The sequence below is a fragment of the Nibribacter ruber genome (assembly GCF_009913235.1).
In the GTDB taxonomy this organism is placed as follows: domain Bacteria; phylum Bacteroidota; class Bacteroidia; order Cytophagales; family Hymenobacteraceae; genus Nibribacter; species Nibribacter ruber.
Window position 1 is genome coordinate 1167932 of record NZ_CP047897.1, and the last position, 22775, is coordinate 1190706.

A 22775-nucleotide genomic window follows, 5' to 3' on the forward strand; every position below is an offset into this window, starting at 1 on the left:
ATTGTAAGCTACCTCTTGTATCCTATTTCTAAGCTATTTCTTTCTGCCATGAAATTGTATCTTACGTAACCGCCCAAATCATGAAGGACTTTGAAATCAAATTGTTACTGTACAGAGGTTAAGGTGACTTTGGCCGATTGTAGCCCTTTTCCCTTTACAGTCAATTCCATGGTTCCGGCTTCCTTAATGGACTGCACCAGCACCACCAATTTGCCGCTGAAGAGTTTCATGGTGGGTAAATGGAACATTTCCAGCGAGGTGGGGTCGCCGTTGCTGGCCGCGCGGTAAGTGCCTTTGCCTTTCACTGAGAAGGCCAACTGATTTGTGGCCTTGGGGCAGGGAACGCCGTTTTTGTCCACCACTGATACCGTTACAAATGACAAGTCCTGGCCGTCCGCTGAAATCTCTTTCCTGTCGGGTTGCAGAATGATCTTGTAGGGTTTGCCGGCAGTCTTCATTTCTCTTTCCGCCACGGCTTTGCCGTCTTTGCCAAAAGCCACCACTTTGACGGTGCCGGGTTCATATTTCACGTCCATCCACATGAGGCGGTACCGGTTCTGGGGCGTGGCGCTGTGCTTTTTTTGGATGCCTTGACTTTTACCGTTTACAAACAGTTCGGCGCTGTCATAGTTGGTATACACAAACACCGGCGTAGTCTGGCCTTCTCTTCCTTCCCAGTTCCAATGCGGCAAGATATGCAAGGTTTCTTCTTGCGTGTTCCAGCGGCTGCGGTACAGGTAAAACCGGTCCTTGGGCAGACCCGCCAAATCGTTTATGCCAAAGTAAGAGCTGCGCGACGGCCAATTGTCATCATAGGGCGTGGGTTCTCCCAGATAATCAAAACCAGTCCAGACAAACTCGCCAATCACCCAAGGCTTGTCATCCTGCAGGACAAAATCGTCATCGGGTACGTTGGACCAGTTACAATATTCCAGATCATAGGAAGAGCTCTGCAGATCTGGGTACTGCTTGTCTATGCCTTTTTCTACCGGGAATTTATAAATACCGCGGGAGCTCACCGTAGAGGCCGTTTCAGAACCAAGGATGAATCCCTGCGGAAAGGTCTTGTACGCCTCTTCATACAAATGCGTGCGGTAGTTAAGCCCCGGAATGTCCAGCAGAGCGCCGAAGCCCGAGGCCATGGTGGCCTTTACCTGGTCCATGCCCACGGTTACCGGGCGGGTGGGGTCTTCGCGGTGGAAGATGTCTTGCAGCGACTTGGCGCGTTTCACGCCCTCGGCTCCCCATTGGTCGGGCACCTCATTGCCCGCGCTCCACATCACAATGGACGGGTGGTTTCTGGTGGCCTGCACCAGGTTGATAATGTCTTTCTCTGCATACTCGTCAAAGAAGCGATTGTATCCGTTTTTCACTTTGGGCTTGGCCCACTCGTCAAAACTTTCGGCTAAGAACATGAAGCCCATCTCATCTGCCAACTCCAGTTGTTCCAAGCTGGGCATGTTGTGCGAACTTCTGATAGCGTCACAACCCATGTCTTTTAAGATGCGCAATTGCCGGCGCAGGGCGGCTTTGTTCACGGCCGCGCCCAAGGGTCCCAGGTCATGGTGCAGGCAGACGCCCTTGAACTTGCGCACCTTGCCGTTGAGACTGAAGCCCACATTGGGCTTGTAGCTGATTTCCCGTATCCCGAAGCGCGTGGTCACTTCATCTTTGAGCGTGTTGCCCACATATAATTTAGTGACGGCGGTGTACAGATACGGCTTCTCGGGGCTCCACAACTGAGGATTCTGCACGGCCAGGTTCTGCTCAAACTCCCTCCCGAACACCTTACTGGTGCTGTCTGCAGCCACTACTTTCCCTTGGGCGTCCATTACCTGCGTCAACAGCCTTACCCTGTCACCAGAAACCTTGGTTTTAATATTAACTTTGGCCAGTTCTCCCGAGATGAACGGCGTGGTGACAAACGTGCCCCACTGGTCAATGCTCTCCTTATTCTTGACGATGACCTGCACCTTGCGGTACAATCCCGCTCCCGGGTACCACCTAGATGATTCGCCCTGGTTGGTGAGATGGACGGCCAAAATGTTCTTCTTGCCTTCCAGCACTTGATCTGTGATGTCAAAATAAAAGTAGCTATAGCCATACGCCCACTCCCCTACTTTCTGGCCGTTCAAGAATACCCTGGGCTCGCTCATGGCGCCTTCAAAGACTATCAACACCTTCTGCCCTTTTTTATAATGCGGCAACGTGAATTCATTACGGTACCAGGCCTCGCCAATGTAGGGTAATGCGCCCGTACGCCCGGTTTTCTCAGAGGCTACCTTTTCGCCGTTTTGCTCAATGGCGACCACCTGCTTGTCAATCTCCTTGTCAAAGGGTCCGTAGATGGCCCAGTCATGCGGCACCGTCACCTTCTGCCAGGCTTTGTCATTGAAATTGACCTGGTAGGCCTGGTCCTGCTTGCCCTTCTGAAACTTCCAGTTAGCCACTAATTCTGTGACCACTCTGCCTTGCGCCAAACCTATTTGTGAAACCAGCAGCAACAATGCCACCATCCATCTATATCTCATAAAACTGTTTATTTAATGCGATGTGAGAAAGTAAATCCTTCTGCTTTCATTTAACCTTAGGCAATAAAGGTCCAGAAAAGGAGCGCTCTTCCTTCAAGCCCTAAATATATCCAACAATTTCTGGTATTGGGTTTGGGAAGCAGTTAAGGCAAGTAAAATTGCGGGTATGCCCTTTTTCCTGATACATTTACAGCTAGAGAAATTGAAACTTCTCCTTCCTTACTTGTCAGGAAATCCGCTCCCCACCATGAAGCACAAACTGCCTTTTCTTCTCTCTTTTCTTTTTCTGAACTTCTTCCATTTCCCGGCTACGTCCCAAACTAGCTATGAGCTGAACGCAGGCTGGAAATGCCAGTCTATTGCTAAAGTGAAAGAAAACGGACACGCCATTTCTAAGGCAACATATTCTACGGCTACCTGGCAGCCGGCGGTAGTACCGGGCACGGTGCTCACCACCCAGCTCGCCAACCAGCAAATCCCCGATCCTTTCTACGGGATGAACAACCAACGCATACCTGACATCTATACAACCGGCCGGGATTATTACACCTATTGGTTTGCAAAGGATTTTCAGGAAGCGCCTCCTCAGAAAAATGAGCAGGTGTGGCTGCACCTGCGCGGAGTCAATTACAGTTGTGATGTATTCTTGAACGGCCAGAAACTGAATGACAAGACGCACGAGGGCATGTTCCTGCGGCAGAGTTACAACATCACCCAACATTTGGCCAAAGACGGCAAGAACCGGCTGGCTCTAGTGGTGTTTCCGCCGGACCCGGTGGGCAACCCCAACGGCGGACAAGGTGGCGATGGTACCATTGCCAAGAACGTGACCCACCAATATGTGGCCGGTTGGGACTGGATTCAACCCATACGGGACAGAAACACCGGCATCTGGGACAAGGTAACCATAGAGAAAACCCAGCTAATCAATGTTAAGAATCCGCATATCATCACCTTGGTGCCGGGCAAGCGGAAACCAGAAGGCACCCAGGCACCAGCCACGGTTAAAGTCTCTGCTGAATTGGAGAACAGTACAGACAAGAAAGTGACGGGCGTGTTGCAGTATACCCTGGATAGGAAAACTGTTTCTCAGAAAGTGACCCTTCCGGCAAAGGCAACCCAACTGGTACGGCTCAAGGACCTGGTGCTGCAGAACCCCAAACTTTGGTGGCCCAATACCTACGGTGCCCAGCCTTTATACCATTTGCAACTGCGGTTTCTGGTGAACGGCAAGACGGTCTCTGACGAAGAAACCGTGCAGGTGGGCATCAGGGAAATTCAGAGAGAATGGAACGTCCACACCCGAAGCATGCAGGTACTGGTGAACGGCCAGAAAATCTTCCTGAAAGGCGCCAACTGGATTATCTCTGATGCCATGCTACGGTTCAGCCCGGCGCGCTATGATGCTGAACTGCGCTTCCACCGCGACATGAACCTGAACCTGATGCGTGTCTGGGGCGGGGCCCTGGTGGAACGCCCTGAGTTCTTTGAAGCCTGTGATAAATATGGCCTGTTGGTGATACAAGACTTCTGGATTACCGGCGATGCGAACGGCAAGTGGGTAGACCCGATGAAGAAAGACGACCAGTGGACCCGCCGTAAATACCCGGATGATCATCACTTGTTCCTAACCTCAGCGGCTGACCAGGTGAAGATGATACGCAACCATCCATCTTTGGCCATGTGGTGCGGCGGCAATGAAATCACACCACCCAAAGACCTGTTAACCGCACTTGAGGATTCTATTTTACCCAGCCTGGACGGTACCCGCTGGTTTATTCCTTATTCCAACGCTGACAGTATGTCCTTCAACTCCATTGGCGGCGGTGGAGACGGACCGTACACCATCCAACCTATCAGTCAGTTCTGGGCGTATAGAACCTGGCCATTTAACTCAGAAGTCGGGTCGGTGGGCGTGGGCGACATGGAGTCCCTGCAACGCTTCCTTCCGAAGGAGAACCTAATAGCACCGCAGTACCTGGGACCAAACAGTAAGCCAACGGAGAAAGTAGATTCGGTCTGGCATTACCATAACTACACCGGCGTGGGGTACGAACAACACCTGCTCCCCTATGGCGCACCCACCAGCATAGAGGACTTCGCCAGAAAAGCGCAGTTGGTGAACTATGACCAGTACCGGGGATTGATGGAGGGCTTCAGCTCACATATGTGGGACTGGTACACGGGCACTATCATCTGGAAAACCCAGAACCCCTGGACCTCCATGCGCGGCCAGCTATACGATTACTACCTGGACCCCAATGCCGGTCTTTATGGCCTGAGGAACGGGAGCGCGCCGCTCCACATCATGTTTGACCCGGTAGACAGCATGGTTCTGGCCGTGAACAACAGCTTTGAGATCAAGCGAGACATGATGCTGGTGGCCACGGCCTATGACATGGCAGGAAAAAGCACCTCTTTGGGGCAGGTCATAGTAGAAATAGGTGCCTCTACTTCTAAGAAATACTTTCCTCTTAAGGGAAGCCTAAGAAAGCTGGCCAAAGACAAAGGCGTTTTTTTATCGCTTCGGTTACTGAATCTGGAGAAAAACTGTATCAGCAGCAACTTCTATTGGCTGGCAGACGCGAAGGGTACTTATTCCGGTTTGCAGGAACTGACGAATGCACCTTTGCAGGTAGCGGCCAAACAATCAGCCAAGAGTAAGATTGAAGTAACGCTCAGCAACCCTGCCGGCCAACCGGTGGCTTTCTTTAACCGGATTTCAGTTGTGCATTCATTGACGGGCCAGCGCCTTCTGCCCGCTTTTTACAGCGACAACTACGTTTCCATTTTACCCGGCGAAAAACAAACCATAACAGTGGAATACACGACCATAGCGGGTGCCCCCTTACCAAGTATCACAGTAGAAGGCTGGAATGTGCCTAAGCAAACCTACTTGGTTAAATAGCAAGACATCATCATAAGACAGTGGTCTTAAACTAGAAGAACATGCACGTAAACGCCTTCACAAAATCGTATTTCCGCTTGGCGGTCTTATTGGTGGTCACGGTAGCGGCCTGTACGCAAACGAATCTTCAAAAGAGCAAGGCTACCCCTCCTTCTCTCACTCAATGGGTAGATCCTTACATTGGCAGCAGCTTTCACGGACACGTGTTCATGGGCGCGAACGTGCCATTTGGGGCCGTGCAATTGGGGCCCACCAACATGTCGCATGGCTGGGACTGGTGTTCGGGGTACCACTACTCAGACTCCACCATTGTGGGTTTTGCGCACACGCACTTGAGTGGCACTGGCATTGGAGATTTGGGCGATATTCTGGTCATGCCCGCCACCGGCAACGTAACCCTGGTGCGCGGCAGTTTGAAGGACCCAAATAGTGGCTATTACTCCCTTTTCTCACATGATGAAGAACAGGCCAAACCAGGCTACTATGCCGTTAAGCTTAAGCGCTACAACATCCAAGTAGAACTCACGGCCACCGAGCGGGTGGGCCTGCACCAATATACCTTCCCGCAGGCAGATCAGGCCAGCATCATCTTTGACCTGAAGGAAGGCATTGGCTGGGACACACCCACCGAGACTTTTATTGAACAATTGAATGATACGACTATTGCTGGCTACCGCTTCTCCAAAGGTTGGGCCAACGACCAGCGCGTTTATTTCACGGCCGTGTTCTCCAAGCCCATCCAAAAATTTGAGAGCTATCAGGTCTATGATACGGCTGCCACCTCTACTACGCCAGCTCAGAAAGGCACCCGCATCAAGGGCATCGCGCGGTTTCAAACCAAGGCAGGCGAAAAGGTATTGGTAAAGGTGGGCATCTCGCCGGTGAGTTCAGAAAACGCTTTGGCTAATATTCGTGCCGAAGTCCCGCATTGGAACTTTGACCAGGTAGTACGCGAGGCAGACCAAATCTGGAACAAGGAGTTGCAGAAGGTAGAAATTGAGGCTTTGGAGGATGCCCAGATGCGCACCTTCTACACGGCGCTGTACCACTCCATGATTGCCCCATCCCTCTTCAACGACCACAACGGCGACTACCGCGGCACTGATAAAAAAGTATACCCTAAAGCCAACTTCACCAACCTTACCACTTTCTCGCTCTGGGATACCTATCGCGCCGCCCACCCGCTGTACACTATCCTGCAAACCAACCGCGTGAATGACATGATCAACTCCATGCTGGCCATCTACCAACAACAAGGCAAACTGCCCGTTTGGCATTTGATGGGTAATGAAACCAACACCATGGTAGGCTATAGCGGCGTACCCGTAGTGGCAGACGCTATCCTTAAAGGCTTTGATGGCTTTGACAAGAACCTAGCCTATGAGTCCATGAAGGCCACGGCCATGGGCAATGAATTCGAGTTGAAGAAAGTGAAGGAACTGGGTTTCATTCCGGCAGACGATGAAGTAGAAAGCGTGGCCAAAGGCTTGGAATATGCCATTAGTGACGGAGCTATTGCCCTGGTGGCCAAGAAACTAGGCAAGGAGCAAGACTATCAATACTTTAGCAAACGGGCGCAGAACTACCAAAACTATTTTGACCAACAGACGCGGTTCATGCGCGGTAGGATCTCCCAGAACAGCTGGCGCACGCCCTTCGACCCATTCAAATCTAAACACCGCGAGGATGACTATGCCGAAGGCAATTCCTGGCAGTACACCTGGCTGGTACCGCAAGACGTGGAGGGACTAGTGAAGCTTATGGGTGGTGAAAAACCGTTTGCCAACAAACTGGATTCACTGTTCACCGCGCAAGGCGATATGGGCGAAGGTGCCTCTAATGACATTACCGGCCTCATTGGCCAGTACGCGCACGGCAACGAACCCAGCCACCACATCACCTACCTTTACCCGTACGTGGGCCAGCCCTGGAAAACCGCCGAGAAAGTACGTCATATTGTGCATACTATGTACACGGATAAGCCCGACGGCATCATCGGCAACGAAGACGTGGGCCAGATGTCGTCCTGGTACATTCTCTCCACGCTAGGCTTTTACCAGGTGCACCCCGCCAACGGCGCCTTTGTCTTCGGGAGCCCGGCCGTCAAGAAAGCGACGCTTCACTTACCCAACGGGAAAACGCTAGTGATATCTGCCCCGCAAAACAGCCGCGAGAACATCTATATCCAGCGCGTGACTCTCAACAGGAAGCCCTACACCAAATCGTATATTTCGCACAAAGATTTAATGCGAGGCGGCACGTTAGAATTTGAGATGGGCAGCAAACCCAGCACCACCTGGGGAGTAGCCAAAGAAAGCTGGCCATCTTCTCAACTTACTGAGTAAACCTACCAACTTACCTGCCTTTAAAAAAGATGACCCGAAAGTGTAAACTTTCGGGTCATCTTTTTTAGCGATGGAGGATTGATTTCTTCTTACCTAATCTATTATTTTCTTCTTCCTACTTTATTGTCATCCTGAAAGGACCATGTGGGCAAGATAGAAAAGCGCTTAAGTAAACGCAGATTCTCCCCTTGACGGGAGCGTAGAGGGGTGTATGTGTCTAAGTCAAATATCTTATTCAAAAAGCTCTCTTGAAATTCTCCTTACACAACAGATAAAAACGAAGCGTTTATTCTCCTGTGTAAACACCACTCTGCGCTCCTCAAGGGGAGAATCTTCGTTGATTAAAGCTATTCGTTTTTGGCTTCTTTTCTGGAAAACAAGCCAAAAACGGCAACTCCTTACCGCTGCCACCAACTCTGCGGAATGGGTTGAGGCTGGCTGCCATCTTTGCTATAGAGCAGTTTAAGGGTGTACCCGCCACCGCCTTCAATGAAGTCCAGGGCGAAGGGTTGCAGCCCTTTCTCCAGGGCCACTTGTCCACTTTTTTCTAGAGGCGCATGCAGGCCGTCATTGTCTACCACCAACCGGTTGGCAATTTTAAGGACGCCTCCATCATCACAGGTCAGGTAAAAGCTGTAGATCCCCGGTTCAGGAATGTTTAGATACCCCTTAAACTGCACGCCGAAGCTCCCGTCCTTTATTGTCTCCGGCACTTTTAACATTTCTACCGTCATCGTTTCGGTTGGCTTTGCAACTGACTGCATTGCCTGGGTATTTTTGAAAAAGCCTTTGTAGTAGGTGGCCGTCAACCCCGGAATGGTTTTAAGAGGTTTAATGGCAGGTGCCAAAGTCTGCTTTTCATAGGCTATCGTATAGGTATCTCCCATTCGACCTTCCGGGGAAAAAGCGGCTACCTGGAGGGTCATTGATTCGGTGATCTCCAGAGGTTTTTCCAGTAATGTGGAGGTTTGGTGGGGCGTGCTTCCATCTGTAGTGTACCTGATGTTCAGGCTTTCCAAAGGCTTTTGGATAGTTAACACAGCTTTGTCAGTGAACACCATGCGGTCGGTGAAACCTTCCAAATCTGGCAGGCGGTAGTGCACATTCAACGCATCCAAGCGAGGGTAATGGTTCTTTAGGCGGTTCAGATAGTTGCCATAGTTCCTTTCTTTAGACCAGACGGCTTCAGAGAGGGCAGTCATGCGGGGCATGTACAGATACTCGGCACGGTTTTCAGAAGGAACATACTCGGTCCAGAGGTTGGCTTGGGCTCCCAGGATGGCCTTTGCTTCTTGATTGTTCAAACCCCTGGGCACCACTTGCAACTGGTACACGTTTTGGAGGGAGTTTTTGTCTGGTAGCGCATCAAAATACAGCGGCGCGTTGGGCGTCATGATGACTTTGTTGCCGTTTTGCGCGGCCAATAACGGGGCATTGGGAACCCAGTTGCGCCAAAACATGACCACCGCCTCAGAATTAATGCCTCCTTCCAGCACCTCGTCCCAGCCAATGAGGGTTTTGCCTTTGCTTTTGAAGAACTTCTGCATGCGGTATACAAAATAGCTCTGCAATTCCTCCACAGTTTTAAGGCCTTCGCGCTGCATCAATTCCTGACAAGCCGGCGCATTGGCCCAGGTGGTTTTCTCTACTTCATCGGCACCCAGGTGAATGTATTGACTGGGGAAGAGGTCTATGATTTCCTGAAAGACGTTTTCTGCGAAGGTATAGGTGCTTTCCTCACAGGGGCAGATAGGCACTGAAAACGTCTTGCCCCAACCCGCCTCTCCGCAGGTAAGGAACGGATAGGCGTCAATGGCCGCCTTCATGTGGCCGGGCATGTCTATTTCCGGGATGATCTCAATGTGTCTAGCCGATGCGTATTGTATAATCTCCCGCATCTCGGCCTGGGTATAAAAGCCCCCGTACAGCGTTTTGCCGTCTTTTTGAAGGATGTGCCGTGGGTCTAGCGCCAGGTCTGGATTCCCTTTTGACATTTTGATGACCGCTGAGTCCTGGTTGTTGAAGGTGCGCCAGGCGCCTTGCTCCGTCAGTTTGGGGTATTTCTTTATTTCCAGACGCCAGCCCTGGTCATCGGTGAAGTGCAGGTGTAGTTTGTTGAACTTGTAAAGCGCCAGCACGTCTATGTACTTCTTCAGATAAGCGGTGGTGAAGAAATGCCGGGACACGTCTAAATGCATTCCGCGCCAGCCAAACGCAGGAGCATCTTGTATCTGAACGGCCGGCAGTACCAGTGCGCCAGCAGTAACGCCGGCCCGCTCTATAGAGGCGGGTAACAACTGCCGAAGCGTCTGCACCGCCCTGAACATGCCCGCGGGCTCCCTGGCCACTAGTTTTACCTGCGTTGGTGAAATGAGAACTTGGTAGCCTTCGGGCGCGGAAATATGTTTATCAAGTAGCAGAATCACGGCATTGGAGGTCTCCCTCTTGACCAGTTTCAAAGGCCTTCCCAGGCTTCTGGAAAATAACAGTTGCACCTGCTCTACTTCGTTCTGGAAGACTTTACTTTCCCTGGGCACCACCAGCTTGGTTTGGGCCGTCACCGTGAAGCTTCCTTGCTGAGGCACCAGCGCGTTAGGATACGGAATGAGGTTGTAGGTATTCTCTGAGGCCTGACCAAAACAGACGCCAGCACCCAATACCATAGATCCAAACAAGAAGAAGAGGGGGAGAATTTTTTTCATCATACTACGGTCCTTATCAGAAGGTCAAAAGTACACAGTAAAATAAAAACCGTTTTTAGCCTCTTTTCAGGAAAACAGGCTAAAAACGGTTCCTTAATTTAACATATTTATTGCATTTGAGACATTGAAATGAGATAAAGCTGAATAACCCTAGGAATCGCATCTGCTATCTATCTAAATAGTTGTGGCACATACTCACCCGTTACAGTTCATTCAACAGCTGCCTTATTTTTCTAACCTGGGCTTCATCTGCCACCAACTGCTCAAATTCTGACAGAGGGCTGTGGCTAGACATGGGTGGATGCTCCTTCCGAAAGACCATCTCCCCGTCCACCCGGCGGCGCACCGAGGCATGCACCTCGGTCACTCCGGTGTGGGTCACTATCTCCAGCACATTCTCTGGGGTGATGCCACTGCCGGGCAGGATAATGAGTTCACCAGCCGCGCGCGCTTGCAACTGTTGTAACAAAGGAATGCCCTCCAGCGCCGTCGCCTGTTGTCCGGAGGTAAGCAAGCGATCAATGTTGAGAGCTAGCAATTGGTCCAGCGCCCGAAAAGGATCTCTGGTCAGGTCAAAGGCGCGGTGAAAAGTGATGCTCAGAGAACCCGCCGCTTCTATCAGCTCCTGAGTGCTGGCTACGTCTATGTCTCCGTCTTTGGTCAAGGCGCCTATCACCACCCCTGCCACGCCCAACTCCCGGCATAGCTGGATGTCCCGCTTCATGATGTCAACTTCTGCTGATGAGTACAGGAAATCACCACGGCGGGGCCGAACGAGAACGTGCACCGGAAGGGAAATACTTTCCTGTACCAGGCTAATCATGCCAGCGCTGGGCGTGGTTCCGCCGCCGGCCAGGTAATCACAGAGTTCCACGCGCTGGGCACCGCCTTGCTCAGCGGCTATGGCAGACGCTACAGAGTCAATGCAAATTTCTAGCGTGAACTTCTGTCTAGAGTTTGTATTTGCCATCAATCAATTTCTTGCCTTTGGCATCATGCACGGCGTAGTTAAAGCCCTTGTGGATGCAGTAGCCACCGTACTCGCCCTGCTTGTTGAGCGCAATGAATCCCACTTGCAGGTCTTTCACGTCTTTGTGCTTGGCAATGATGCGCTCCACGGCCAGCTTGCACGCTTTCTCCGGCGAGTTTCCCTGGCGCATGAGTTCCACCACCAAATGGCTTCCTACCATTCTGATGACGGCCTCACCCAAGCCCGTGGCAGTGGCCGCTCCTACTTCATTGTCCACGAAAAGACCAGCCCCAATGATGGGAGAATCGCCTACGCGGCCGTGCATTTTGAAAGCCGCGCCGCTGGTGGTGCAGGCGCCGGCCAGGTCACCGTTGGCGTCCAAGGCCAGCATGCCAATGGTGTCGTGGTTTTCAATGTTTATGACAGGTTTGTATTTGGATTCTTTGAGCCAGTTCTTCCAGTCTTTCTCAGATTCCTCGGTCAAGAGGTTCTCTTTCTGGAAGCCATTGGCAATGGCAAACTCATACGCGCCCTGCCCTACCAGCATCACGTGCGGCGTGTCTTCCATCACCTTGCGGGCCACAGAGATGGGGTGTTTGATGTGTTGCAGAAACGCTACCGCCCCGCAATTGCTGTCCTTGTCCATGATGCAGGCGTCCAGGGTTACCTTGCCTTCACGGTCTGGGTAACCGCCGTAGCCTACGGTGCGCACCTTGGGGTCGCCTTCCGGGACGCGCACGCCTGCTTCTACCGCATCTAAGGCGGTGCCGTTTTTAGAGAGCACTTCCCACGCCGCCGCGTTGGCCGGAATGCCGTGGTCCCAAGTGGAAATGACAATGGGCTTGCCCGGTTTGGCCGCACCTAAAGAACCGCCAAACGCTTTCACTACCTGAAAGCCTCCGCCCAGCAACGTGGCGCTCACCGCGGATAGCTTTAAAAATTTACGTCTGCTACTCATATGCTGCTTTGATTAAGGTCTTTCTATTTTGAGTTTTGTATTTGAGGGAAATCCTACCTGAAGATTAAGCCTGCCCTCCCTTTGATACAAGGTAAATCCAAAGGAACTTTTCCATCGTTTTTGGGCTGTTTTCCAGAAAATAGCCCAAAAACGAAGACGGTGCGGCTTTTAAGGCTTAGGCTTTTAACAGATGTGGACGCTCGGCATGAAGTTTCAGGATGAGTTCGCCAAAAAGCGTATTGGCCCAGGCAAACCATTCCCGAGTGAACTTAGAAGGATTGTCTTTGTGGAAGGTCTCATGCATGAAGCCAGTGCCGGCGTGCGTGGTTTTTAAGGTGTGCAGGCACTCCTTTATTTCCTGGTCAGACTGGCTGGTCATGGCTTGCATGATAATGCTCATGGGCCAGATCATATCAGGGCCAACGTGCGGACCGCCAATCCCTTTACCCGCTTTGCCTTCAAAATACCAGGGGTTGTCTTTGCTCAGCACAAACTTGCGGGTGTTCTGGTACACGGGATCTTGCAAGGCGCAGGCACCCAGGTATGGCATGGCCAGCAGGCTGGGAATGTTGGCATCGTCCATGAAGAGTTGGTTACCATACCCGTCCACTTCAAACGGAAACACCTTGCCATACTGCAAATGATCCGCTACGGCAAATTGCTTTAAGGCCTGCTCCACTTCCTCAGCTAAGGCAATACACTCAGAAGCCAACTGGTTGTTTTTAGTAATCTTCTGACTCATCTCGGCTAGCTGCCTAAGAGACGTGACCGCAAAGTAATTGGAAGGCACCAGGAACAGGAAAATGGTAGCATCGTCTGAGGGCCGGAAGGTGGAGCAGATCAAACCCACTGGTTGGATGGGATTGCCGTAGCCAGCGCCCGACACGGTGTCGGTTTGTTTGGGGGTGTTGCGTTGGAAGGTGTAGGGTCCTTTCCCCTCTTTCCGTTGCTGCTCCTTAAAGGTCCTTACCACCAGTTGCATGGCCTTCTGCCAGTCTTGATCAAAGGGGCTGGTGTCTTGGGTGGTTTTCCAGTAGTGGTACGCCAGTCGGATGGGATAGCAAAGCGAGTCGATTTCCCATTTGCGCTCGTGCAGTTCAGGCTTCATGGTAGTGAGGTCAGACTTCCATTCACTGCCTTTGGGACCGTCGTTGAAGGCGTTGGCGTAGGGGTCTATCAAGATGCACTGGGCCTGCCGGTTAATCACGCCGGCCACTAGTTTCTGCAGGCTTTTCTCTTCTTTGGTGAAGGGCAGATACGGCCACACTTGGGCGGTCGAATCCCGCAGCCACATGGCTTCAATGTCTCCGGTGATTACAAAGGTATCGGGCTTGCCGTTTATTTCTTTGTACTGGACGGTGGTGTCTAGCGTGTTGGGGAAGCAGTTTTCAAACAGCCAAGCCAGTTCCTTGTCATTGATTGCCTTTTTCACCTCGGCCAGTTTCTTCTCAATGGCCTTGCTGGTGAAGTGTCTTTTGGCCAACGACGGGCGCTTGCTGGTGAAGGATTCATTGGCGGCTAAGGCGTTGAATGGAATACCTACGGCGGCTACGCCCAGCGCGGCAATGCCGGTGGTCTTGACAAACTCTCTTCTAGTGGTCATGCTTTTTGATTATGAAGCATATTAGAAAGAAGTCACAGCTTTAGGAAACGTTTTCAGAAAAATTACCGCTGCACTTCATTTTTAAGCCTTTTATAAAAGCAATTCAGGCACTGGAACAAGACCGGTATCAATGGCGCTTCTCATTTCCAACTACCCACTTTTCATTCCCACCTAACGGAGAAAATCTATTTGATTTCCGCGCCTTCCCAGCTTCAAAATTTCATCCAAGCTCAATAACATTACAAGAACTTCACGGTGATGTAGCTGTTGGTGTTGCGGCCTTGGTCATCTGTGCAGGAGATTTTGAATTTACCGGCCTTGTCTGGCGCAAAAAAGACGCGTTCATTGGCGGCTGCGGCCTGCAGAAGTTTGTCGTTCACGTACCAGTAGACTTTTTTCACTTCATTGATGGTATTGCAATGCAACATGAGTTTCTGGCGTTCGTCTCGCTCCAGCAGGAATTCCATGTTGGCGGTGGGCGACGTGATGACGGGGGCAAACTCCTGGAAGATACGGTTGCAACCTGGGTTGTGCGGCGGAAGCTTTTGGAAGGGAAGATTTTCCTCGGCGTAAAAACTTAAAATCTCTGGAGCCAGGTTAGGATACCACTTCTGCATATACCCTCCGTTGGGCTGACAACTGGTGCAGTAGGCAAATTTTCCGTCTTCAGAAACGGTGACTTTTTTTAGGTGCGCGCACTTTCTTACCGACGAAGTGCCTGGGATATAAGTGTCTAGTAATTGGTCCTGGCAAAAGCTGTTCACCGACAGGCCACTCTCTGGACAAACGGCGCGGTAGCCCATCCCTTTGGGTGCCTGGTACCAGCCGTCGGCGCTGTTGTAGTCAATGGTGTTGAACAGGGAGAATAGCAACGGCGTGGCCGTATCGGTGCCGTTGAGTTCGGGCACGCCTTCACCTGAGAAGTTGCCCACCCACACGCCAATAGTGTATTTCTTGTTGTAACCAATGCTCCAGGCGTCTTTTCGGCCGTACGAGGTCCCGGTCTTCCAGGCTATCTTGGGCAGATACGCGCTGTTCTGGGCATTGTGCGGCAAATCTGGGCGCTGTAGCTGCGTGAGAATCTGGTTGACCATGTAGGCCGCGGCGGGTGACAGCAACTGCTTTTCCTGCCTGGTAGTGTCTCCCTGCAACCACTTTAGCGGCGCCTGCACCCCACTATTCGCGAAGGAAGAGTACAGATTGGTCAGTTCCTCCAAAGTGGCGCCGCAACCGCCCAGAATCATGGACAGACCCATGTGCTGGCCGCGCCGTTTCATCTCGGCAAACTCGGCCTGCTGTAGTTTCTGAACAAAAGCACTTACGCCCAGCTGGTCCAGGACTTTTACCGCCGGAATGTTCAGCGAAGTGGCCAGGGCGCGCTCAATGGTCACGTTGCCGTTGTAGGTGGCATAATAATTTTCAGGACGATACCCGGCATAGTCAATGGGCACGTCTGAGATGATGGTTTTGGGCGTGATGAGGCCTTTGTCAAAAGCGGTGGCGTACAAAAACGGCTTGAGCGTACTGCCAGGCGACCGTAACGCCCGCACGCCGTCCACCTGCCCGGCGTGCATGTCATCCAAAAAATCAGAAGAGCCCAAATAGGCTTCTACCGCCTTGGTTTGGTTGTTAATAACCAGCACGGCAGCATTGTGAATGTTCAGAGCCTTTAACCGCTGCATGTAGTTAAACGCCAGTTGCTGCACCTTCTCCTGCACGGCCGGATTGAGCGTGGTTTTTAGGATGGGTTTGCCTGGGTATTTTTGGCGCATGCGGTAGGCAAAATGCGGTGCCAGCCGGGGAGCTTGTACTCTAAACGCCTCTAAGGGTTCTTGCAAGGCGTCTTCAATGGCCTGCTGGGGGAAGGCGTTCAGTTGGCCGTACGCTTGCAGCCACTTGTTCCGGAAGGCCACAATGCGGTCGTTCTGCTCGCCAATCCTCAACGACGAAGGCTTGTTGGGAATCACCGTCAAGGCCACTGCCTGCGCCAGACTCAAAGCCCGCGGCGACTGCTGGAAATATAGCACCGAGGCCGCCTTCACCCCCTCAATGTTCCCCCCGAAGGGCACCAGGTTCAGGTACAGTTGCAGAATCTCATCCTTGCTGTATTGCCACTCAAGCTGCAGCGCCCTGAAGGCCTCAACCAGTTTGTTGCCGTACGTGCGTTTTTTGGGGTAAAGCAGCCGCGCCACCTGCATGGTGATGGTAGAAGCGCCAGAGGTTTTCCGGCCGGTGGTCAGGTTATTCACAAAGGCCCGTCCAATGGCAAACGGGTTCACCCCAGGATGGTAGTAGAAGTACTGGTCTTCTTTGAGCAGCACCGCTTTTTTGAGCACCGGATTGATTTCATCTGGCTCTAGCTGCATGCGCCACTTGTCATCTTTGCTCAAAAAGGCATTCACCACGCTTCCGTCTGATGCCGTGATGACTGGTGAGTACGAGACGCTCACCCGCAAGGGGAACACCCAGTGCATCAACAAAAGCAGCACAAAGGGAAGAATACCTGCTACCCACACCCATCCCAGCCGCTTCTTTTTCAAAAGCGAATTAAGGGACTTTTGTATGGATGGGACTAGGGGCATTCTATGGCGATTGGTTTCCTGTAAAAGTCGTTTTTGGGCTATTTTCTGGAAAACAGGCAAAAAACGAGTGATTATTTTTTTTGTGGAAGCTTGATGGTTGGCGAATACGCTCGTAGCATGCGGCCGCTAACAGCTTCTGCGCCAACCTCCTAAACCTCAACTTTCAAAAACATCCATCCTGCTGTTTTTGGGCTATTTTCTGGAAAACAGGCCAAAAACGGCACCATTTTACTTCACCCGAACCAGGCCTGCGCCATGGTACGAATGGTATTCGGCGTTGTACATGGCATCTGCGCCAATAGGGCCCATCTGGAACGCGCCTTTGCTCACGGCCCGAACCTGGTAGAAGAAATACTGGGGTTTAGGCGTGGCCGTGGCGTACAGGTTGATCCGGTCGTCGCGGATGTCCATGTACTCTGGGGTGGCGGGATCCATCTTCTGCAACCACTGGAACTCACGGGCGGTCATGAGACGAGGGTTCTCAATCTCAAAGCCAGCCGGCAACATATCTGTGATGGCCACATTGGGAATAGAACGTCTGTCCAGAGACTGCAACTCCACCCGCACAATCACCAGATCATTCTGTTTGAAGGTGTTGTTGGTTATGGCCTTTCCGTTGCGGTCAAAGAAAGTTTTGCGCACTTTCAGGAAGCTGTCCTCTTGCTTGTACGCTCCGCTCTGGCTTATGCCTTCCAGTTCCCAGTAATAATACAGGATGCCTTTACCCTTGCTCTGCAGGCTCAGTGGCACGGTATTCAGTTTGTTCACCAAGGTCAGGTCTTTTCCAGCGTAGCTGCTTATCGCTTTTCCGTTTTGCAGCACTTGCGCGGTTTGGTTGCCTTTGCTTCGGCTGGCCAGTTTGCCTAACGCCAGCAATGCAAACGCGCGTTCCTGGGTATTATACCAGCGCTTGGACTTGAGTTCTTGTGACAAGTGCCTGGACAAAGTACCTACCTGCGGATGCTCTGGATTGGCTTCTACCAAACTGTTCAAGGAAAGAGCCATGTCTCGTACCGGAGAATAGAAACTTCCGTCTAAGGCCCGCACAGATGTTTCGCCCGCAAAGGATTTTGGCAGAATCTGGCTGAAGCTTTGGTAACTCCCATTCAGGGCGTAGGTACTGGCTAATAAATAACGGGAATCCAGCGACAGTTGGTCAGGCTTGGACTTGTAATAGTTCATAGTGGGCCAATCGGGTTTGCCCGCCAAACTGAGCACGTACAATGAATAGGAAGCCTCATGAGCGGCATTCAGTTTGGTTTCTACTTTGCGTTGGGCATTGTAGTATTTGTACACCTCAGTGGCTTTAGTTTTTACCTTGTTCTGCAGATAGCCAACGGCCTTGTTGAGCACCTCCTGGCTTACTGGGTAGCCCACTTTTTTGGCCTCCAGCAAGAAATGGGTGGCGTAGGCAGTGCTCCACCAATCGGTTTGGGTGCCACCGGGCCAGTAGGTGAAGCCGCCGTCATACTGCTGCATGAGCTCAATCTTGGTAATGGCCTCCTGTACCAGGAAATTGGGGTTGAAGGCGCGACCTTTCTGCCCTTGGCTCAAGGCCCGGGCTAGATCTGCGTAATACAAGAGCGGGAACGCCGTGGACGTAGTTTGCTCCAGACAGCCGTGCGGATACTGCAACAGATACGTGATGTCATCTGTGAACTGCGCCAGCGGCGAACTGCTCACCACCAGTTTTGAGGCCACCGATGCAGGAATGAAATCATGCTTGGGCGCAATGGCCGCCGTGGCTGCATCTTTCAAAGAACCTGTTCCCGTGATTTTAGTCAAGGGTGCCGCCGGGCGGACGGTAATGTCTGTAGTACTGCTGAACTGCTCTCCCAAGGCCGCTACATTCACCACCACAGATGCCTGCCCCATGGCCGGTGCCGCCACTATCTGGTAGACTACCTGGGCCTCGGTGTTGCCGTTCACGCTGGAAGTTTTGGTTGTGGAACCCACCACCCGCAGCGGACCGGTCACAGAAATGCTGCTTTTCAGAGAGGTGGGCTTGGCGTTGGTATTGCTGATTATCACTGGTACCTGCAAAGTATCTTTCGGGCTCATGAAACGCGGCAAGGCGGCACTCAGCACAATAGGGTCGGCTACGCGCATTATTTTCTCAGCAGACCCGAACGCGTTGCCTTTGTAAGCCACGGCCATCACCCGCAAAGAACCAGAAAACTCCGGCACTTTCACGTTCACGGCCGCTTCTCCGTTGGCATTTGTCTTTAAATGACCGCTCCAGATGGACACCAGTTTGACGCGTTTAGACGTCAACGGATTCACTCGTTTCTCCAGGTCATAGCCATCTCCGCCCACGCTGGACCGACGGCTGCCAATCTCAGGGAACAAGTATGGGTACAGGTCAAAAGTGCTTACTTCCAGCGCTCGTTTCTGGTAGAAGAAGCCGTGCGGGTCTGGGGTTTGAAAGTCTTTGAGCTGCAGAATGCCTTCGTCTACCACCGCCAGGGTCACTTGCGCATTAGGGACGGTTTTCACCTTCACCAACTGCGTTCTTTTGGAGCGGGTAAGCTCAGGCGCGATTACGGATACGTTTAGTTTGGTTTCCTTTTTGGTCACGGCTATGGCCTTAAACCCTCTGGCAATGGTCATGGGCAGGCTATTGTCTTTTATTTCTCTAATGGCAATGGCCGAGATGTAGACCGTGGGCAGGAATTCGTCTTGAATGGGCAGCGTGAAAGAAGCGGCCTTCTTATCAGTGTCTAGGTAATGGTAGCTTAAGACCTTGTTTTGCTCTACCGTCACCAGAATCTTGCCCGGGAACGGAGACTTGAACAGAACCTTGGCCTTTTCGCCTACTTCATAGGTTTCCTTGTCCAGGGAGATGCCCACCTCTCCTTCTTTGCTCACTTCAAACGAGGTGCTCTGCGTGTCTCCCCAGCCGTACGCGTAGAATTGCTGTGACACGTAGTTGTAGGCATTGGGCCGCATGACCCGCAGCTCATATTCGCCGGAGGCCGAAGGTGTAAACGAGAACACCTTGCCACCCGCCGGTACATCCACCATTTCGTCTACCAGCACCAATTCCTGCCGCTGAGAATTATAGCCATAGCTTTGGTCCATGCGTTCAATCACAGACTCATAGGCGTACCGCACCACCTGCACCCTGGCCCTTGCAAACGTAGGCTTACCGGCGCTGTTCAAAGCAATGAGGGGCACGTGCATGGCGGCCTTTGTGCTCACATACGTGTCAAACTTCTTAATCCCGAAGAAGCTTTCCTGGGTGCTCACGGTAAACCGGTTGAGACGGTTCACTGGCCGACCAGTTTCATCAAACACGGTGGTGAAAACAGAACCCTCCAGCATGCCAATGTCCTTGTGGCCCATCAGGTCAAACTGCTCCTGGCCATTGCCCTGCGCGTCTGTCTGGCCCTGCCGTACGCTACTCTGGATTTCTATCTCATTGGAGGTTTTGATATCGAAGGTATAATCAGCGTAATTCTTAGGCTCTAGGAGTTTCTTCTTGAGGGTCAACTGCACTTCATAGTTACGTCCGGCGGCGGGTGGCCCAAAGAGGTTCAACGCATTCAGGTTCACTTGTACCTGCTCCCCTGTTTTGAACTCGGTTTTGTTGAGTTTGGTGGTGACTTTGAGACGGTCTGGCATGAATTCCTCCACGCCAATCTTCTGCGAGTTCAAAAGCACGTCATTGCCAGAATAGACTTCTACCGTATAGGTACCGGTCACCGCCGAGGCCGGCAGATAGAAGTCCAAGGTGCGGGCGCCTTCCTGGTTGAGCGTGCCTTTCTGGCTTCTATATTCCTTTCCGTTGGGCAGCAGCAGCTTTATTTTGATGGGCAGACCCGCCACCGTTTTCCAGTCTGGGGTGCGCACCAGCGTGTTCACGTGCACGGTGTCGCCGGGACGGTACAAGTCACGGTCGCCGTAGATGAACGCTTCATAAGCAACGCCCTGTAACCGCTTGCCGCCCACATCAAACCGAGACGTGTTCACGGTGGTCTGGCTATATGGCAAATAGTTGAAGTCCTGGCCCTGGCGCGCGGTGATTAGGCTTACGTTAAAATCAGGGGCATTCTTGGCCATATCAGGGAATTTGGCTACGCCGTCCTGGTCTGTGGTGGCCTTGTACACCACCTGGTTATTGGTACTGATGAACCTAACCTCCACACCAGAAAGCGCTTCGGCGGTCCTGATAGAATTTGCAAACACCATCACCTCGTTTTGCCCCTGCTTGGTAATCAACCCAATGTCTGACACCGAGATGATCTTGGAGTCCTGCATCCAGATCTTGTCGCTGCTGGCCACCGTCAGGACATAAAGCCCCTTGAACTGGCTGTCAAAATCTAGGTCGGCTAGGTCCAGGTTGAGCAGCGCCTGAGTGCCGCTTTTCGGTAAACTTCCCGACTCGTATTCCCGCTCATAAATCACCTTCCCGTTCTGCTCACTTACCTGGTAGGTTTCATAGTCATGGTACTCCTCGGTTTCTTCATTGTAGTAGCCATCATATGCTTTGCCCTCTTGCAGGAATCGTAAAATGTTGTTTTCAAAGACCTTGCTGATGGTCACTTTGATGCGCGGCACCTGCGCCAGATTCAAGGCAATGTTTCTGGAACCCTGGCTGCTCAAATACACCGCTTTCTGATCTACAAAAGAGAGGGTGGGCGTTGTATTCCCGAAATCAACGACGTAGTTGGAAGTCCGGCCCAGAGGCTGCCCCACTAGGCCGCCCAGATCACCGGAAACGTAGACTGTGTAGTTGGAGCTTCGGGCAAAATCGCCTCTGAGCACCAAGCCGTTGTCCAGGCGCTCCACCGTGAAAGTGCGGTGCGGGCTCATGGTAACCAAGCTCTGAATGTCTGGATTGGTAACGGGTTGCGAGGTGTAGATGTAAATGCTTTCCTGTCCCTCTTCCTGCCTGCCTACCACTTCCAGCACCTGCATCTGGGCGCGGGTGGGTAAGGATATTTGGTGGTCCATGGCCTGCGGCGTAGCATAAGAACTCCCCGCGGTGGTTAATCCTTTGGCCACCACCACTCGCAGCGGAATGGGGCCGTTGGCACTTTGATTGACCTGTTTTACTTTAAGCGTGAGCTGGTCGCGGTTGCTGCTCACCAATTCTACTGGCAAAGGCGTTTGCTCTTGATATACCTTCAGTAAATCCCGCAGTTGGGCGTACGCCACCGGGTAGTTGAAATCCAGCTGAATACTGGCCTCCAGCTCATTGGGGCTATTCTGATTCTGCACCCAGAATGTTCTCACCTTCTCCAAAGCCAAAAGAGGCGTATGGAAACTCAGCTCCTGCCCCGCCGGAATCTTGTATTTCTGTTCTGCGTGCTTCAGTAAGTTTGGCGTGAGTTCTGCCTGGTACTTGGTAGACGGGGCAAAAGGCTTGGTGGGCGAAAACACCAGTTCGTCTGGTCCGGCCCATTTAAACTTGCCTTCTACCGCCGGCGTGAATTTGATGTAAGGCACCGTGTCCCATTTGTTCAGCAGGGAATCAGACACCAGGCGTTTGTCAAAGGTGAACACCAGGTTCTGCTCCTGCGCAATCTCCTCTTCAAAGTTATTCTGGTCCAGCCGCAACTCATCACTCTTCCCTCGGCAACTGAACGTACACAAAAGAATAAAAACGCCCAGTCCCTGCAGGACTGCACGGAAAGAAGGGAAGGTCACAGAAGGCTTCATGCAAGTAGGAGAAGGAAGGGTTTCGTCTTCTAAACTTACAAATAGTCTGGTTTATTTGACGGGAACTATATAGAATAATTCTTTTGGCGGAAGAGGACTTGTCAGCAGTCTCTATGAAGGCTTATCGTTTTTGGCTGATTTCCCCGAAATAGCCTAAAAACGGCTTTAGAGATAACACTTCACCCGTCATTTCTTAGGTATAAGTGAGATCAGAATGAGGTTAGGGCCCGGCTTATATGGTTTTCATCTCAAAAAAACGAGGACTTTCTGAGAAGTTTAACCTAGCTAGCTTGCTGTCTGTAAATCATGTGCAAACAAAAAAGCCACTTACAAGTTTTACGTTGTAAGTGGCTGATTGTCAGGTGGGCCCACTTGGAATCGAACCAAGCACCTACTGATTATGAGTCAGTTGCTCTAACCGAATGAGCTATAGGCCCGTCCAAACCGTTTCTTTGATTTGGGAGTGCAATTTTACAAATTTGTACGTTAGAAATCAAAACAAAACGTACTCT

At 51.8% G+C, this 22775-nt stretch carries 9 protein-coding genes and 1 tRNA gene; 2 read left to right on the forward strand and 8 right to left on the reverse strand.

Going from position 1 to position 22775, the window contains the following annotated elements:
- Positions 1–104: 104 nt before the first annotated feature.
- Positions 105–2531 (reverse strand): DUF4982 domain-containing protein, encoded by a 2427-nt coding sequence (locus tag GU926_RS04945; RefSeq protein ID WP_160689587.1) that lies wholly within the window; start codon positions 2529–2531, stop codon positions 105–107.
- 247 nt (positions 2532–2778) lie between these two features.
- Here GU926_RS04945 and GU926_RS04950 point away from each other — a divergent pair, with 247 nt between their 5' ends.
- On the forward strand, positions 2779–5439 hold the full coding sequence (locus GU926_RS04950) for a glycoside hydrolase family 2 protein (RefSeq protein WP_160689589.1): 2661 nt from the start codon (positions 2779–2781) through the stop codon (positions 5437–5439).
- 41 nt (positions 5440–5480) lie between these two features.
- Entirely contained in the window at positions 5481–7784 is a 2304-nt protein-coding gene (locus tag GU926_RS04955) for a GH92 family glycosyl hydrolase (protein WP_160689591.1), read from the forward strand.
- Positions 7785–8182: 398 nt separating this feature from the next.
- Here the strand turns inward: GU926_RS04955 and GU926_RS04960 are convergent, their stop codons facing one another.
- The 7 genes from GU926_RS04960 to GU926_RS04990 all read right to left on the reverse strand — a co-directional run bounded on the left by GU926_RS04960 (position 8183) and on the right by GU926_RS04990 (position 22700).
- A complete protein-coding gene (locus GU926_RS04960; RefSeq protein ID WP_232058435.1) occupies positions 8183–10489 on the reverse strand; it encodes a family 20 glycosylhydrolase in 2307 nt (768 codons plus the stop codon).
- A 199-nt stretch (positions 10490–10688) separates the two neighbouring features.
- Positions 10689–11456, reverse strand: coding sequence for a copper homeostasis protein CutC (locus GU926_RS04965; RefSeq protein WP_160689593.1), 768 nt, complete (start codon positions 11454–11456; stop codon positions 10689–10691).
- A complete protein-coding gene (locus tag GU926_RS04970; RefSeq protein WP_160689595.1) occupies positions 11437–12414 on the reverse strand; it encodes an isoaspartyl peptidase/L-asparaginase family protein in 978 nt (325 codons plus the stop codon). The genes GU926_RS04965 and GU926_RS04970 overlap by 20 nt, the downstream gene beginning before the upstream one ends.
- 175 nt (positions 12415–12589) lie before the next feature.
- Entirely contained in the window at positions 12590–14017 is a 1428-nt protein-coding gene (locus GU926_RS04975) for a glycoside hydrolase family 125 protein (protein ID WP_160689597.1), read from the reverse strand.
- A 239-nt stretch (positions 14018–14256) separates the two neighbouring features.
- Positions 14257–16557 carry a penicillin-binding protein 1C gene (pbpC, locus tag GU926_RS04980; protein ID WP_232058436.1) on the reverse strand — a complete coding sequence of 767 codons (2301 nt, stop codon included), beginning with the start codon at positions 16555–16557 and terminating at the stop codon, positions 14257–14259.
- A 270-nt stretch (positions 16558–16827) separates the two neighbouring features.
- Positions 16828–22263, reverse strand: coding sequence for an alpha-2-macroglobulin family protein (locus GU926_RS04985; RefSeq protein WP_160689601.1), 5436 nt, complete (start codon positions 22261–22263; stop codon positions 16828–16830).
- 363 nt (positions 22264–22626) lie between these two features.
- A tRNA-Ile gene (locus tag GU926_RS04990) sits at positions 22627–22700 on the reverse strand.
- Between the last annotated feature and the right edge of the window lie 75 nt (positions 22701–22775).